Annotated in this window: 9 protein-coding genes and 1 pseudogene; 8 read left to right on the forward strand and 2 right to left on the reverse strand. The window is 58.7% G+C overall.

Annotated elements, in window-relative coordinates; translation table 11 throughout:
* Positions 1–129: 129 nt before the first annotated feature.
* The 3 genes from ACUN0E_RS20305 (at position 130) to ACUN0E_RS20315 (ending at position 4,416) form a co-directional block, all read left to right on the forward strand.
* Positions 130–1,740, forward strand: a complete 1,611-nt coding sequence (locus ACUN0E_RS20305) for an MFS transporter (protein ID WP_445567780.1) — start codon at positions 130–132, stop codon at positions 1,738–1,740.
* A 64-nt stretch (positions 1,741–1,804) separates the two neighbouring features.
* The gene (locus ACUN0E_RS20310) at positions 1,805–2,923 is read left to right on the forward strand and encodes an HlyD family secretion protein (RefSeq protein WP_445567781.1); all 1,119 of its coding nucleotides are present in this window, start codon (positions 1,805–1,807) and stop codon (positions 2,921–2,923) included.
* On the forward strand, positions 2,902–4,416 hold the full coding sequence (locus ACUN0E_RS20315; RefSeq protein ID WP_445567782.1) for an efflux transporter outer membrane subunit: 1,515 nt from the start codon (positions 2,902–2,904) through the stop codon (positions 4,414–4,416). The genes ACUN0E_RS20310 and ACUN0E_RS20315 overlap by 22 nt, the downstream gene beginning before the upstream one ends.
* Positions 4,417–4,487: 71 nt before the next feature.
* On the opposite strand, the gene ACUN0E_RS20320 is transcribed toward ACUN0E_RS20315, so the two are convergent.
* On the reverse strand, positions 4,488–5,309 hold the full coding sequence (locus ACUN0E_RS20320; RefSeq protein WP_445570486.1) for an alpha/beta fold hydrolase: 822 nt from the start codon (positions 5,307–5,309) through the stop codon (positions 4,488–4,490).
* 582 nt (positions 5,310–5,891) lie between these two features.
* Here ACUN0E_RS20320 and ACUN0E_RS20325 point away from each other — a divergent pair.
* The 4 genes from ACUN0E_RS20325 (at position 5,892) to ACUN0E_RS20340 (ending at position 12,531) form a co-directional block, all read left to right on the forward strand.
* Positions 5,892–7,421, forward strand: coding sequence for an ATP-binding protein (locus ACUN0E_RS20325; protein ID WP_445567783.1), 1,530 nt, complete (start codon positions 5,892–5,894; stop codon positions 7,419–7,421).
* 853 nt (positions 7,422–8,274) lie between these two features.
* Positions 8,275–8,931 carry a c-type cytochrome gene (locus ACUN0E_RS20330; protein ID WP_445567784.1) on the forward strand — a complete coding sequence of 219 codons (657 nt, stop codon included), beginning with the start codon at positions 8,275–8,277 and terminating at the stop codon, positions 8,929–8,931.
* 1,285 nt (positions 8,932–10,216) lie between these two features.
* Positions 10,217–11,278: an XdhC family protein gene (locus ACUN0E_RS20335; RefSeq protein ID WP_445567785.1), complete on the forward strand. Its 1,062-nt coding sequence runs from the start codon at positions 10,217–10,219 to the stop codon at positions 11,276–11,278.
* A gap of 119 nt (positions 11,279–11,397) precedes the next feature.
* On the forward strand, positions 11,398–12,531 hold the full coding sequence (locus ACUN0E_RS20340) for an FAD binding domain-containing protein (RefSeq protein ID WP_445567786.1): 1,134 nt from the start codon (positions 11,398–11,400) through the stop codon (positions 12,529–12,531).
* 128 nt (positions 12,532–12,659) lie between these two features.
* Here the strand turns inward: ACUN0E_RS20340 and ACUN0E_RS20345 are convergent, their stop codons facing one another.
* Positions 12,660–13,307, reverse strand: a complete 648-nt coding sequence (locus ACUN0E_RS20345; RefSeq protein WP_445567787.1) for a glutathione S-transferase N-terminal domain-containing protein — start codon at positions 13,305–13,307, stop codon at positions 12,660–12,662.
* Between the two features lie 365 nt (positions 13,308–13,672).
* Here ACUN0E_RS20345 and ACUN0E_RS20350 point away from each other — a divergent pair.
* A pseudogene (locus tag ACUN0E_RS20350) lies at positions 13,673–15,220 on the forward strand (peroxidase family protein); the annotation flags it as partial.
* Positions 15,221–15,286 lie beyond the last annotated feature (66 nt).

The raw sequence follows: 15,286 nt of genomic DNA on the forward strand, positions 1-15,286 counted from the left end.
TCAGCTGGTTCGGCGGTCTCTATCTGGCGGCCGTCGCCACTCTGGTTCTCGTCACCGCGGTGATGCATGCCGTCTTGCGGCTCGTTACGTGATCATCACCTGTCAAATACAGATCGATCGGCTCCTGCCATGAGTGACACTGCACGGTCGGCAGCGATGCCCGCTTCACCCCCGCCGGCACCGGCGCTCATGATGTCGCCGGCGCATGCGCGCCTGCTGCTCGCGGGTCTTGGCCTCGCTACCGGGATGGAGTTCTATACGTTCGACAGCATGAACCTGGTACTGGCGGATCTGACCGGCACGTTGGGCGTGTCCGCGGACGAAGCGAGCTGGCTGCTGACCGTCTATAGCTGCGCGCTGTTTCTCGGCGTACCTGTCTCGATCTGGATGGCCGGGCACTACGGCTACAAGCGCTTCCTGCTCTCGACCATCGTCGTATTCGCGATCGCCTCGATGGGTTGCGCGATCTCTCCCGATCTCAGTTCGATGCTGATCTGGCGCGCCGTGCAGGGGCTGGCCGGGGCGGGCCTGGTCGTATGGTGGCGCGCGAGCATCTATGTGCTGATGCCCAAACCGCAGCGCAGCCCATCGCTGATGAAGGCTTCCACGTTGCTCTATCTGTCGAGTGCGGCAGGGCTTCTGGTCAGTGGCTATATCACGGACCATTTCAACTGGCGCCTGATCTTCCTGCCCAATCTGCTCTATGCAGCCGCCGCGATATGGCTGCTGGCCCGCTACTTTCCGACACTCCCGCCCCCCGCCTCCGAGCGCGTGGTCAGCACCGACTGGCTCGGCATTGTCCTCCTCGCAACCGCGTTGATCTCGCTTCAGATCATTCTCAATCGCGGCGAAATTGACGACTGGTTCGGATCGCTACATATCCGCGTGCTCACTTTGACCGGCGGCGCGGCCCTGCTTCTATTCGTCGTCTGGCAGGCAAGCCCTGCGAATCGAACGCCGCTTCTCTGGCTCGGTCTGCTACGTGATCGTTACGTGTTGTCGTCCGCGTTGATCGGTGTCTTCACTGGCATGATCCTGTCAGGCAGCCTGTTCGTTCTGCCCGAGTTTCTGCGCAATCTCTCGACCCATACCCATAGCGCGACCCAGACCGGGCAGATCATCTGCATCTATGCGTTGACCGCCGCCGCCATCCGGCCGCTTATGGTCGGTCTCATCGCGCGAATCGGCCAACGCAAGACGATCGTGCTTGCTCTCGTCATGCTGATCGCGTCGATGGTGCTGTTCAATCGCCTGCTGACGACGGACACGCCGGGCTATTACTATGTGGCTCCGCTTATTCTTTACGCCTGCTGCCTGTCCCCGTTGTTGCCGGCGGTGGGAAGCGGCACGGTAGCAAGAATCGAGCAGAACAAGCTGCTCGATGGCGTCTCCCTGTACATGACCTTCAGGCAATTCGGCGCGTCGCTCGGGGTCGCGCTGCTGACCATTCTCATCGGGCATCGCGAGACGCTCCATTCATCGCGCCTGTTCGAACACCTTCGCCACGACAATCCGGTGACGCGAGACTGGCTCTCTTCGTTGAGCGCAACGCTAGTCGCGCGCGGTGGCTATACCCCGCTCGAGAGCCAGCGCGCGGCGCTGCACGTTCTCGCCGAGGCAGGCGCACACCAGGCTGCCACGCTCGCTTACGCGGACGCGTTCGCCTTCATGGCGGTCGTCGGTGTGATCGCGCTGTGCCTCGTTCCCATCATTCCGCCGACCCCGGTGTCCAAAAAATAGGCAACGCGGCCATGAAAACAGTGTCTCTTCCAACCCCAATCCATCCCCGCAGCCGGAGGCAGCGATGAGCGAAGCACCGCCGGTTCAAAAACCAGCCACCACACCGCCTCTCACCGCACCGGTTCCGCCTCCGTTACCTGACAATCGACGCGGGCTGATCCTCGGCGTTCTCGCGCTGACCGTGCTTCTGGCGATCGCCGCATATTTCCTCGTGCCAAACCTCTACGAGAAGCAGACGGACGACGCCTATATCGACGCGCATCTTGTCTCGGTCATCCCCAAGGTGCCGGCCTACGTGCAGACACTGCATGTCAACGACAACAGCAAAGTGACGGCCGGCGATCTCCTCGTCGAACTCGATCCGCGCGACTACGTCGTTCAGGTGGATCAGGCGCGCGCCAATGTCGCGGCAGCGGTTGGCAAGCTCGAGGAGGCGCGCAATCAGATCGCAGTGGCCGACGCCAATATCGGCCAGCAAAAGGCAGAACTTGACGTTGCCCGCGCCAATGCCAAACTGGCCGTCACCAATCTGGCGCGGCTGCAATCCGTCTCAGATGTGCGCGCCGTGTCATCGGAGCGCGTCGATGAGGGGAAGGCGGCCGCTGACGGGACCCGGGCTTCCGTGACGGCGGCCCAGGTCAAGGTCGACGCGTCACAAGCGCAGGCGACGCTTGCGCGCTCTCAGGTCAAAACGGCCGAGGCCGCCGTCGCCCAGGCTCACTCCATGCTCGAGCAGGCAACGCTCAACCTCTCGTACACCAAAATCTACGCAGCCGAGTCCGGCAGTGTCGCGAACAAGAGCGTCGAGCAGGGTAACTTTGTCCAGCCCGGGCAGACGCTGTTGTCGGTCGTCCCGGACAAGTTCTATGTGATCGCCAACTACAAGGAGACGCAACTCACTCACGTCAAACCGGGCCAATCAGTCACGATCCTCGTCGATGCATTTCCGGACCTGCGACTTCGTGGTCACGTCGACAGCATTCAACGAGGAACCGGCTCGCACTTCGCGCTCCTGCCGCCGGAAAACGCAACGGGTAATTTCGTGAAAGTGGTGCAGCGGGTGCCAGTGAAAATCGAACTCGACAACCCTGGGGATGCACTCAAATTGATCTCGCCGGGCATGTCGGTCGAGACGGAAATCTTCGTCAGGGAGCGCCCGGCATGGCTTGGTTTCTGGAACTAACGACGGCGCGGCCGGCGGGACCTCCTCCTTACCGGCGGCAGCATGTCGCCGCTATCGCCGCGGCATGGGCCGCGCTCCTCGCGGGGTGCACTGTGGGTCCGGACTATGTGCCGCCGAAACCGGTCGTGCCGGCGAGTTTTACGGAACATACGGACCCGGCGATGAGCGCCTCGCAAGGGTCGCCCAAATCGAACGATGCGTGGTGGCAAGGCTTTGATGACGCGACGCTCAACTCGCTCGTGGCAGACGCGCTTCGGTCCGCTCCCGACCTGGCTGTTGCCGAAGCACGCGTACGCGAAGCGCGTGCCTTGCGCGGTATCGCCGGTGCAGATCTATACCCAACCGCTGACGTCGGCGCCCAATACGATCGGACCCATGGCAGCGCCAATGTGCCGGTCGGCGTGCCGCCTGGCGGTCTCGGTCCGGCCGCCAACGGCAATCTATGGCAGACCGGCTTCGACGCATCGTGGGAAATCGACGTGTTCGGCGGCAAGCGGCGCGGCGTCGAGGCCGCTGACGCGTCGTATCAGGCTATCGTGGCGGACCGCAAGGATGTCGAGTTGACGTTGCTCGCCGAGGTCGCCCGCAACTACATCGAATTGCGCGGCGTGCAGCGGCAACTCGCTGTCGCCCGCAGTAATCTTTCGATCCAGCAGGACTCGCTATCGCTGACCCGCTCGCAATTCGATGCGGGGCTGTCCTCGCGTCTCGATGTGCTGCGTGCGCAGGCGCAAGTGTCCGATACCGAAGCCGCCATTCCGACATTCGAGGCGAAAGAACGCGCGTCCATTTATCGAATCGGTGCGCTGATCGGTCAACCGCCGGAACAACTGCTTGCCCAGTTGGATACCCCACAAGCGATTCCTTCGGCGATCGCGGACGTGCCGGTGGGTCTGCCCTCCGACCTTCTGCGCCGCCGTCCGGATATCCGCGCTGCCGAACGCAGGATTGCCGCCGCGAACGCCCGCATTGGCGTCGCTCAAGCCGATCTTTACCCGCACTTTTCGCTGACCGGGGTTGCGGGTCTGGAGAGCCTGAACGCATCGACTTTTCTGACCGCGCCGAGCCGCTACTTCTCGATCGGACCGAGCATCAACTGGCTGATCTTCGATGCCGGCAAGGTTCGCTTTGAAATGCACGCTGAAGAAGCGCGGACCGATCAAGCCGCCGCCGCATACCAGCGGACGGTTCTCGGTGCGCTGCGGGATGTCGAGACCGCGCTCGTGTCTTATGCGCAGTCCAAGGTACGGCATGAGAGGCTTGCGGCGGAGGTCACCGCCGATCGGGAAGCCGTGACCATCGCGACGCGGCTCTACAAGCAAGGCCTCAATGACTTCCTCTCCGTGCTCGATGCCGAACGCTCGCTGTACGCCGCCGACGACAAACTGGCGCAGAGCGAGCGCGACACGGCGCTCGACCTCGTTGCGCTCTACAAAGCGCTGGGCGGCGGCTGGCAGATAGGAGGCGAAACCGCAAATAAGCGGGGAATATAGCAATGCTGCCGGTTCAGAACGCCGGCAGCATCAATCTACTTGACCTTAGTCGGCTTCGCTCAGCCCCAAGCTTACGACTGGAGAAAGGCGAGAAGATCGGCGTTGACGCGATCCGCTTCCGTCGTGCACATGCCGTGAGGCGCGCCCGGATAGACCTTGAGTGTGGCGTTCTTGATGATCTCCGCGGACTTACGCCCGGAGTCATCCAACGGCACGATCTGATCATCATCGCCATGCAGGATCAGCGTCGGAACATCGATTTTCTTGAGGTCCGGCGTGTAGTCGACCTCGGAGAACTGCTTGATGCACTCGTATTGACCGAGCACCGACCCCATCATCCCTTCGCGCCAGAACTCGTCGATCACACCTTGCTGGACTTTTGCATTGGGCCGGTTAAAACCGTAGAAGGGCACCGCAAGGTCTTTGAAAAACTGCGACCGATTGGCAGCGGTATTGGCACGAATACCGTCGAAGACCGACATGGGCAACCCCGTCGGATTCGCGTCGGTCTTCAGCATAATCGGCGGCACCGCACCGACCAGAACCATTTTGGCGACACGTTTTGTTCCATGTCGGCCAACATAGTGAGAGATCTCTCCGCCACCCGTGGAGTGGCCAACGAGCGTGACACCCTTCAGATCGAGCGAATTAATGACGGCAGCAAGATCGTCCGCGTAGGTGTCCATGTCGTTGCCGTGCGCGGTTTGACTCGAGCGGCCGTGCCCCCGGCGATCATGAGCGATCACACGATAGCCTTTCTGCACCAGAAACAACATTTGCGCGTCCCAGGCATCGGCATCGAGCGGCCAGCCATGGGAGAACACCACTGGGTGGCCCGAGCCCCAATCCTTGTAGAAAATCTGTGCGCCGTCCTGGGTGATAACGAAGTTCATGGATCGTTCTCCTGTATGTGCAAGATGATTGCCGGTTTTGCTGCCCGATGCAGTGCCTGCGGCGTTGGAAACAGCAGGGATGACCGCTGCCGCAACCGCGCCAGCCCCGACCATCAACATGTTACGACGCGACGCGGAAGCGACTTCTCTATCGGTTCCAGTGGTCATTTTGACATCCTTATCGTTTGCGATGACATTGGCGAGTTGTTTTTCGCGTACACGACGTGGCGCGCCGGCCTCATACCGACGCGGCATCACGACTGACTAACAGATTAGGGGCATGAAGAGCTAAAAATCCTGACGACGGTCTTAAACATTCTTAAATGTATTGCCACGCCGATTTACCTCCCAAGGGATGTACCGCCGGCCCGGCCTAGTGCCACGTAGCGGCTTTGCGCCTTCTCAGGCTGGCGCTTGCCCTCTTTGATACCTAGGTATAACCAGGTCAGACGAATGGCAAAAACAAACACCGGTTTGTAGGTCTGGTGCGAAGGCCGTGCATGCGATACCGTGGGGTTGTCGCGGCCGTTCTCATGGCTGCAGTTGTGCAAGCCGAATCCGCCAGCAAAGGGTGTGCTCTGTATGGAAAAGATCGGCCGTACCAGTGTCTCGCTTGAAACACGAGAGGCCTTTCAGGATGGTCACCGCCTTCAAATCGGCGCGCGTGCATTTGACATCCTTGAACTGTTGATTCAGGCCCAAGGCAAAATCGTCACAAAACACAAAATAATGTCGCATGTGTGGCCGAACCTCATCGTTGAGGAAGGCAACATCCACGTCCATTTGTCCACGCTCAGAAAACAGCTCGGCACCGACGGCCGAGCAATCCAGACCGTTCCGCGACGCGGTTACCGTCTAGTCCCGCTGGACGACGCAGCCGTCGTTCAGCGGGGCAAGAAGTCTGCAATGGCCGCTACACCGCCGTCAACCGGGTTTGAGCCACTCCCTGTTTGCTATACGCCGTTAATCGGCCGGGAAACTGAAATCGGCGAGATTGTCAGCAGGCTGCAGGACACGCCGGTTGTAACCCTGCTCGGACCCGGCGGCGCAGGAAAGACGCATCTCGCGATCGAAGCGGCTCGATCAATGACCGCAGACGGTCGCGTCGACGTCTGTTTCGCGTCTCTTGCCCCCGTGATTCACCCTGAGCAGGTGCTGAACGCCGTTGCGGAAGCACTCGGCATCGAGCCCATCGACGACCTGCTCATGCTGCCGAAGCTGCTCGGTGTCGTTGCCGATCACCGGATACTCCTGGTCCTGGACAACTGTGAGCACATGCTTGACGAGGCGGCAAGGCTGACCGAACGATTGATTCAGGCAAACGCAAATCTTCGGGTTTTGTCCACCAGCCGCGAATCGCTCCGGACTCGCAACGAGACGCTACATTGGGTAGCGCCACTCGCTACGCCCGATGTCGATGCCACTCACAAAGAGATACTGGCTTCCCCGTCGGTCGAAACGTTTCTCGCCTTTGTCGAGTCATGGACGAGCGACCTTACCAATGAGCCGGAGAATGTCGATATGATCGCGTCGGTCTGTCGCCGACTCGACGGCCTCCCGCTGGCCCTCGAACTAGCGGCGGCCAGAGCTAGAGTTTTTGGCATGCGACACATGGAGCGTGAAGTGGCGAGTGACCCTTTCCGGACCCTCATAGGAGGCCGTCGGACCGCACCTGTGCGTCAACGGACTCTCCTGGGCATGCTCGACTGGAGCTACCAACTACTCGACGAACTCGAGAGAGTCGTGCTGCACAGACTCGCGGAGATTTCAGGGCACTTTCGCCTTGGCGATGCGCAAACTGTCGCTGCGATCGATAGGGTATCGAATGAAGACGTTACCGAAGCAATAGCAGGCCTGGTATCGAAGTGCCTTGTGATCAGGACACCCGGTCGTGGGAAAGACGACTACTTTCTGTTGGGAACGACTCGCGAATACGAATTGCGGAAGTTCGGCCGCCCCCAAAGAAGTGGCGAGGGTCTATTGGAAAGGACACGTCACAGGGATCGTTCGCAGGAAGCTCGAAGTGCAGTGCGCGCTTCCCGCAGTGGCAACCGCACGGATAAGGCGGTGTCGGGTCTGGAGTCTACGAAGAATCCACGCGGAGTGCGGTAGGTCCTTAAGGTCAATTTAGCGGTGATTTTCCCTCGCAGTCATTGGAGGAAAGCGACTCGACGAGAGTCATGTGTTTTCAGCATTCCGGCGCGAAGCGTCTTAATCCGAACAGGTGGGTATATGGATCAGAGTAGTGTCACACGTGGGTTCTTACGAGTTAAAGAAATACTCGATGGGGCAATTTCCGCATGGGCAAATTCTCCGTCAAATGGAGGCCCTCCCGACCTGTCAGGACACGGTCCGTTATTTTCGTAGACGACAAAGGCCGTCCTTCTGGCAGAAGTCGGGCACGGCAATCAACTCATTCAGCCGGACGTGATCGGGAATGGGAAGGGGAATCTGGCACATCTTGTCATCGTTCTTCGAACGGGCCTCAAGGGTCCTGCGACACGAATGTCCGAAGGTGGTCCTTATGTCCCTGATGCTCAGATACAGGAAATCGAAAATTGGATTAATGACGGCTGTCCGGACTAAAGCAGCAACGGTCCTCAATCCACCTTGACTAAGCGCTTGCCCCGTAGTGGGAGCAGATCAAAGAGCTAACGCTTGCAGGCACGGCCAGCGCGTCGGAATTAATCGGACTCAGCGGTAAATGAGCGGGCTTTCTGGTCATAGCGCCCGGACGATACGGACATACGCTTCGATTTGAGACGAGTCGCGCAGTAACAGGGAGGAGACCCGTGTGAATTGAATACTCCTCTCTCGGCGGGCGCCGGCACATTCCAGTCGATATCAGGCTCGTAGCAACAAGACGCCATGGCTGCTGAGATCCGCTTCGCGGTGCGCCGTGTAAGGGACGCGAACCGGCAGTTCGAGTAGGCGTCCCTTAACCAGAATGCGAGGAGACGCGTAAATGGGTAGAAACAGATTCGAGCGAGGTTTGGCGAGCCCGGCAACACGGGCCATGCTGGTTGCCGGAGGCCTGCTGTGCGCCACGATAACCGCACGCGCCGACGATCTGACTGCACGTGTCGGCGAACTGACGACACAGCGCTGTGCAGCCTGTCACGGTGTCGACGGAAACAGCACGATAGGTACCTATCCGCGCCTTGCAGGCCAGTATCCGGAGTATCTGTACAAACAGCTCACGCAGTTCAAGGGCGGTCCGGGTGTGCCGCCCTTGCGGCATAACGAAATCATGCAGGCGATGGTCAAAGACCTGTCGCCGGACGAAATGAAAGCACTCGCGACCTTCTATGCGGCGCAAACGCCTGCGCCGGGTGCGACTTCAAACGCAGCGCTCGTCAACGCCGGTGAGCTTATCTATACGCACGGTGGTACGAACGGCGCGCCAGCGTGCATTTCATGTCATCGTGCAACGGGAGGCGGTATAGAGCCTGATTTCCCCCGCATCACCGGCCAGCAAGAAGAGTATGTCGAAACACAACTCCATGCATGGAAGAGCGGAACGCGCGGGGGCAAGGGGAAGTTGATGAGTCTGATCGTCCCGCTGTTGAACGACGACGAGATTGCGTCTGTTTCCGCTTATGTCGCAGCGCTGAAGCAATGAAACCCCGGACGGCCTGTCACGCCGGCACGCCATTCGGCCAGGTCCCTTGATGGCATCATGATGCGGCCGTCGATCGACTCAGAACTCATGTTCCGCTTGTTAATGCGTGAGCTTCTTCTGCCGAACTCAACGCCATTGCCGCATCACTATCCCACGGATCAGCGTACCCATTCCTGGTCAGGTCATCGGTGACGACCTCGACACGCTCCGCGCGCTCTCCTTATGAGCATTGCACGACCGTCATGTCAGCCTCACCCCGATTTCTGGGGATTCTGCGGAGGGCAGCCGTAGCAACGATTTCTGCCTCGTTTCGTTCGCTGGCGGTCAACGCTTGCTGGTCGTTTAAAGACGATGGTGTTGATGCCGGTTCATTGACGGAGCATGTCACGCGCTTGCCGTCGTGTAGTTGAACGGTCGTTACGTAACTAGGCTGCGGCGCCGCTGCCGACGCGGCACCGACTGAGGTAACGCCCCAAGTAAAGATAGTAGCAATCTGATAAAACCTACGCATGAAAATCCTCCAATATCGAATTTGACGCCGAAACGCTGCGCCGATTCTGAACGAATCCGCCTTAATGCAACCTTAACGTTGCGATCGAACGCATGAGCCCACTTTCGAGCGTACCCTCCCGGCAAATCGAGGCGATTCGCTGCATCCCAGCGGCGCTGTGTGTTGAGCAGAATAGGCTGGATAACGTCGCTGGAATAGCTATGCATTGGGATCGGCACCGCACAAAAAGGATTGAGCGACTATTACCTTCGTATAGCGCGCACTGATGGAGCCGGAATCGCGTGAGCCACCGTTGATTTTGATTGATACCGTGCGTTTTTGAAAAAACGAGCGCCGATCCAGTGGTTAAATCTGAGCCAGTCGAATTGTCGATCTGCTCTGGATCGAACGCGGGCTGCAATGGATGCCGGGTCGCGACGATCAATTCGCGCACTCGCTCCTGCCGGCTGTCCCCATTTCCATCCCCGCCGCCTGCGATGTGGACATGCCCTTCCGCGGTGCGGCAAAGCAAATTATTTACCTCGATCATGTCTACACCCATCACTCGACCTGACACAGAAACTCGCGAACGTCTCATTCTCTGAGTTTGACGGGGACCGACGTGGTCGCGCATTTCCGTGACTCTGGCTTGTTCTGGGTGGGGGACCATTGCTCTGGCACTGCTCGTGTCGCTGATGCTGCGTGAGACGGGGCAACGCAGGATTTAGCGGAGACAGCCGTCGTTTCCGCGACTGCCGGGAAGTGAACGATTGTCCCGAAGTAAAAGGAGAATTCATGGACAGCGCGGATCTCGAAGTTCTGAAGTCCTGTGCACGCTGGCTCGAGCAGGGACATCGCGCGCTGCTGGTCACCGTGGTGAAAACGTGGGGCTCGTCGCCGCGTCCGGAGGGCGCAATGCTCGCCGTGCGCGACGATGGTCTCGTGGTGGGATCGGTATCGGGTGGTTGTATTGAAGACGATCTGATCGAGCGCGTGCGCCAACGAGGCATCGATCAGACCCGGCCGGAAGTGGTCAGGTACGGCATCACAGCCGATGAGGCACATCGCTTTGGCTTGCCCTGCGGCGGCACCATCCAGTTGGCACTCGAACCGCTGAGCCGGACGAGCGGAATTGCTGAAATGTGCGATGCCGTGGAGGCTGGCCACCTGATCGCGCGGCGCGTGGATATGGCCACGGGTGCGGTGCGAGTTGGACCGGCCGAGGCCACTGACGGCGTCGACTTCGACGGGAAGCGCTTGTTGACGATTCACGGACCGCGCTACCGCATGCTGGTGATCGGCGCCGGGCAATTGTCGCGCTACCTGTGTCATATCGCGGTCGGGCTCGACTACCAGGTGACGGTGTGCGACCCGCGCGAGGAGTACACGGACGAATGGGACGCGCCCGGCACGAAGATCGTGCGTACGATGCCTGACGACACCGTACTCGGCATGAAGCTCGACGCGCGCTGCGCGGTGATCGCATTGACGCACGATCCGAAGCTTGACGATCTCGCGTTAATGGAAGCGCTCAAGACGCCCGCGTTCTACGTGGGCGCGCTGGGCTCCCGGCGTAACAACGCCGCGCGGCGTGAGCGGCTCAAGGAGTTCGACCTGAGCGAAACCGAGCTGGCAAAACTGCATGGTCCGGCGGGAATCTACATTGGCAGCCGCACACCACCGGAAATAGCCGTGTCGATTCTGGCCGAAGTGACGGCAGTTAAAAATGGCGTCAAGCTCCCGAATTTGCTACGGATTGAAGGGGCGAAAAAGGAGCGGGAGACTGCTCAAAGCGCACCCAGCGCGAATGCGGCAACTATACTCATCGAATTGGACGCCGCGTGTAGGGACACGTAAGCGTGGCACGCCGGGCAAGCGGCACGTTGACTGCGCTATCTACATTGTTCGATGCCACCATTAGGCATCCCTGCAGTGTTCCGTGGGTAGGGACCCGTATATTTCAGATCCTTTAATCTATGAAAATCGTCATCGCTGGTGGATCAATTGCAGGACTTTCGAGCGCGCTCACGCTCAGTTGTATCGGACACGACGTGCATGTGTACGAACGCTCCGACGTCCCGCTGCGCGGGCGGGGCGGCGGTGTTGCTGTGCTGCGTCACATGATGAAATTCCTTGAACAGCATGGCCACTACACTCAGCAAATGATCAGCGTTCCAACGATCATGCGACGGCGTATAGACATTAATGGAAATGTCTTAACCGAGGAGCCTGAGAAACTGCCCTTCTCCTCCTGGGACACCGTATATCGGTCGCTCTGCGCCATGCTGCCGAAAGACAGGATTTCGTACGGACGGGAAGTCGTTGGATTTACTGAGCATGACGAAACGATTGAGGTTAACTTTGACCGTGGAGAAAGCGTAAGCGCAGACATTCTCGTCGCCGCAGACGGAATCGGCTCTCGCACGCGGGGAAAGCTTTTCCCAAACTACGAATCAAGCTTCGCGGGGTACGTCGCCTGGCGAGGGATAGTTGATGAATCAGCCTTCTCGCCGCTTGAAGTTGAAGCGCTCGTGAATAACTTCACCATGTTCCGAGATCCCGGACATATGTTTATGGCATTCCTGATTCCTGGTCTCGACGGATCACTGGAGCCGGGTAGACGGCGTTTCAACTGGCTTTGGTATCGAAATGAAAGCAATGTTGCGGCGATGCACCGCCATCTAACGGACAATCATGGACACCAGCATCATGCCTCCATTAGTCCCGGCCATCTGTCAACCGAGTCATTCGAGGAGCTGTGCGAACTGGCAACCCGACACCTCCCCGTTATATTCCAGCAACTTGTTCGCGAGACGCGGGCACCGTTCTTCCAATCGATACGCGATGCATTAAGTCCTAGCTTCTCTGTCGGACGGGTTGCGTTAATTGGGGATGCCGCCTGCACAGTGCGCCCCCATACCGCTTCCGGCACCTCGAAAGCCGCGGATGACGCCGTTGCATTGGCCGAAGCCCTATCGGGTGACACCGAATTGCATGTCAAGGAAATACTCGCATCATGGGCCGCACGCCGACGCGACGCAGTCGCACGCTTACTCGCGAAAGGGCCGGAACTAGCCGCGTCCTTCGGGTTGGGAAGCGCCGATTTATGAAATCGATAGGCGCGAATCAGTAGAAAATTCGGTACGACTGCGCGGATTCTTCCCACGTCATGGTCGCACCAAACCTTCGGGTGACGTGATCCGATCAGGTTTTGTTCTTGCTCTCGATTCTTCGATATTCAATGCTTCCTCTCCGTGGCCAGCTGAGCTGCAATGAGATAGGTTTGAATGGTTGCTGGGCGCCGCCGGACCTCTTCTTCCCACCGACGCAGACTCGGGAAGGCGGACAGCCCTTGCATCTTCTTTTTCGAGAAAGTAACCCACGGAAACATAGCCATATCGGCAATCGTGTACGTATCGCCCACGACGAAGCGATTAGCGCCAAGCCGCCGGTCCAGCACTTCGCAAAGGCGTGTCACTTCGTCATGGAAATAATCCTCTGCGTAAATTCGGCGATCCCCGGCAACTGAACTGAAGTGGTGGTATTGCCCTGCAGCAGGTCCTAGCCCCGCTACTTGCCAAAACAGCCATTCAATAACCTCGCTTCGTCTCCGCAGGTCAGTAGGTATAAAAAGTCCGGACTTTTCTGCGAGGTAGAGGAGGATTGCGCCTGACTCAAAAACCGCAACCGGCTTCTCACCGTCCGCCGGTTCAGTGTCAACGATCGCGGGCATTTTCCCGCTCGGCGAAATATTGACGAACGCCGGGCTATGCTGCTCACCCGCGGAGAGATCAACGGGGATGATGCGGTAGCGAAGCCCGGACTCTTCAAGAAAGATCAAGATCTTGTGGCCGTTCGGCGTCGGCCAATAGTAGACGTCGATCATGCGAGGATCTCCAGTTATTGAGGGCGATGCCTTGTCTTTCACAAGATTAACTGCCACGCCACCAAAATATTCTGAATTCCAGATTAAATTTTCTTAAAATTCAACAGACTTCATTCGATCGACCTAACATTTAGGCGTGGAATCCAGAGAATTTTCTTGAATCAATTACTCCAACTTTCATGTATGAATGTACCAGCCATTCTACAATTTGCATAACTTATGGTTTCCATTTCATGCGCATTTCTTGTGATGCTTTAAATCCGGGATCTACTGTACGTGTAGGCCTCCGGAAGATTGCCACGGTCACACGGCATGATGTGTTTGACCTGCGGTGGGATCTTGCATACGCGACATCGATCCTTGACGCGAATCAGGACTGCTGGCCTGACAACGGTAACTTCGACAAAGCACGCAGGCTGATCTGGCCAGTCAAGAAAAAATACGGCAACAGGATTTCATGGGCCGACCTCATCATCCTCACAGGCAACGTCGCTCTGGAATCGATGGGATTCAAGACCTTCGGTTTCGCCGGCGGGCGTAAGGATGTCTGGGAGCCGGAAGCGGCCGGCATTGAGGAGCAAGGTCTCGGCTGGAAGAGCCGCTTTGGCACCGGCAAAGGCGGAGACGCCATCACCCGCGGCCTGGAGGTCATCTGGACTTCCACGCCAACCCAGTGGAGCAATGGTTTCTTTTCGAACCCGTTTGGCTACGAATGGGAACTGACGAAGAGCCCGGCCGGCGCGCATCAATGGAAGCCAAAGGGCGACGCAGGTGCGGGTACCGTGCCGGACCCGCATGACTCGTCAAAGCGTCGCGCACCCTCCATGCTGACAACTGACCTCGCCTTACGATTCGACCCGGTTTACGAAAAAATTTCCAGGCACTTCTACGAAAATCCGGATCAGTTCGTCGACGCGTTTTCCCGCACGTGGTTCAAGCTGACGCACCGCGACATGGGACCGCGCGCACGTTATCTTGGCCCCGAAGTTCAGGCAGAAGAGCTTCTCTGGCAAGCCCCCAGCCCCGCGGTTAATCATGAATTAATGGATGAACGGGACATTGCCGCCCTCAAGGCCAGGATCCTGGCTTCAGGGCTTTCTGTCTCGCAACTGGTTTCGACCGCGTGGGCGTCCGCATCGACCTTCCGCGGTTCCGACAAGCGTGGCGGTGCAAACGGTGCCCGCATTCGTCTCGCGTCGCAAAAAGATTGGGAAGTCAATCAGCCTGCCCAACTGGCGATAGTGCTCGAGACCCTTGAGAGCATCCAGAGGGAGTTCAATAGCGCTCAGTCTGACGACAAGCAGGCCTCACTCGCCGACCTTATCGTGCTGGCCGGTTGCGCAGGCGTCGAACAAGCGGCGAAAAATGCCGGTCACGAGGTGACGATTCCCTTCACGCCGGGACGTATGGACGCCTCGCAGGCGCAAACCGATGTGGACGCCATCGCAGTACTCGAACCGATCGCGGACGGCTTCCGCAACTACCTCAAGGGCAAATACTCTGTACCGGCGGAGGCGTTGCTGGTCGATCGGGCGCAATTGCAGATGCTGACCGCGCCGGAGATGACCGTGCTCGCGGGCGGCATGCGCGTCTTGAACACCAACTTCGGACAGACCCAACGAGGTGTCTTTACCCGTCGACCGGAAGCGCTGAGCAACGACTTCTTCATGAACCTGCTCGACATGGAGTGGAAGCCGGTATCGGACGCCAAGGACGTGTTTGAAGGGCATGATCGCGCAACGGGTCAACTCAAGTGGACCGGCACACGCGTCGATCTCCTCTTCGGCTCAAACTCCCAGCTTCGGGCCTTAGCCGAAGTCTACGGAGGTTCGAATGCTGAGGAGAAGTTTGTCCGTTATTTTGTGGCAACGTGGGACAAGGTGATGAATCTTGATCGCTTCGACCTTGCGTAATCTCCCATCGGGAATAAGCGATCGGCAACCAGGTTCAGCTACGCCTTCGCCGAGATGCAGTTCAGC

It is taken from the genome of Paraburkholderia sp. D1E (genome assembly GCF_052682275.1).

Excerpts from the sequence above, each read along its gene's own strand:
- ACUN0E_RS20320 (WP_445570486.1), bottom strand. The coding sequence starts at position 5,309 with ATGAACTTCGTTATCACCCAGGACGGCGCACAGATTTTCTACAAGGAT.
- ACUN0E_RS20325 (WP_445567783.1), top strand. The coding sequence starts at position 5,892 with ATGGAAAAGATCGGCCGTACCAGTGTCTCGCTTGAAACACGAGAGGCC.
- ACUN0E_RS20305 (WP_445567780.1), top strand. The coding sequence starts at position 130 with ATGAGTGACACTGCACGGTCGGCAGCGATGCCCGCTTCACCCCCGCCG.
- ACUN0E_RS20315 (WP_445567782.1), top strand. The coding sequence starts at position 2,902 with ATGGCTTGGTTTCTGGAACTAACGACGGCGCGGCCGGCGGGACCTCCT.
- ACUN0E_RS20345 (WP_445567787.1), bottom strand. The coding sequence starts at position 13,307 with ATGATCGACGTCTACTATTGGCCGACGCCGAACGGCCACAAGATCTTG.
- ACUN0E_RS20330 (WP_445567784.1), top strand. The coding sequence starts at position 8,275 with ATGGGTAGAAACAGATTCGAGCGAGGTTTGGCGAGCCCGGCAACACGG.
- ACUN0E_RS20335 (WP_445567785.1), top strand. The coding sequence starts at position 10,217 with ATGGACAGCGCGGATCTCGAAGTTCTGAAGTCCTGTGCACGCTGGCTC.
- ACUN0E_RS20310 (WP_445567781.1), top strand. The coding sequence starts at position 1,805 with ATGAGCGAAGCACCGCCGGTTCAAAAACCAGCCACCACACCGCCTCTC.
- ACUN0E_RS20340 (WP_445567786.1), top strand. The coding sequence starts at position 11,398 with ATGAAAATCGTCATCGCTGGTGGATCAATTGCAGGACTTTCGAGCGCG.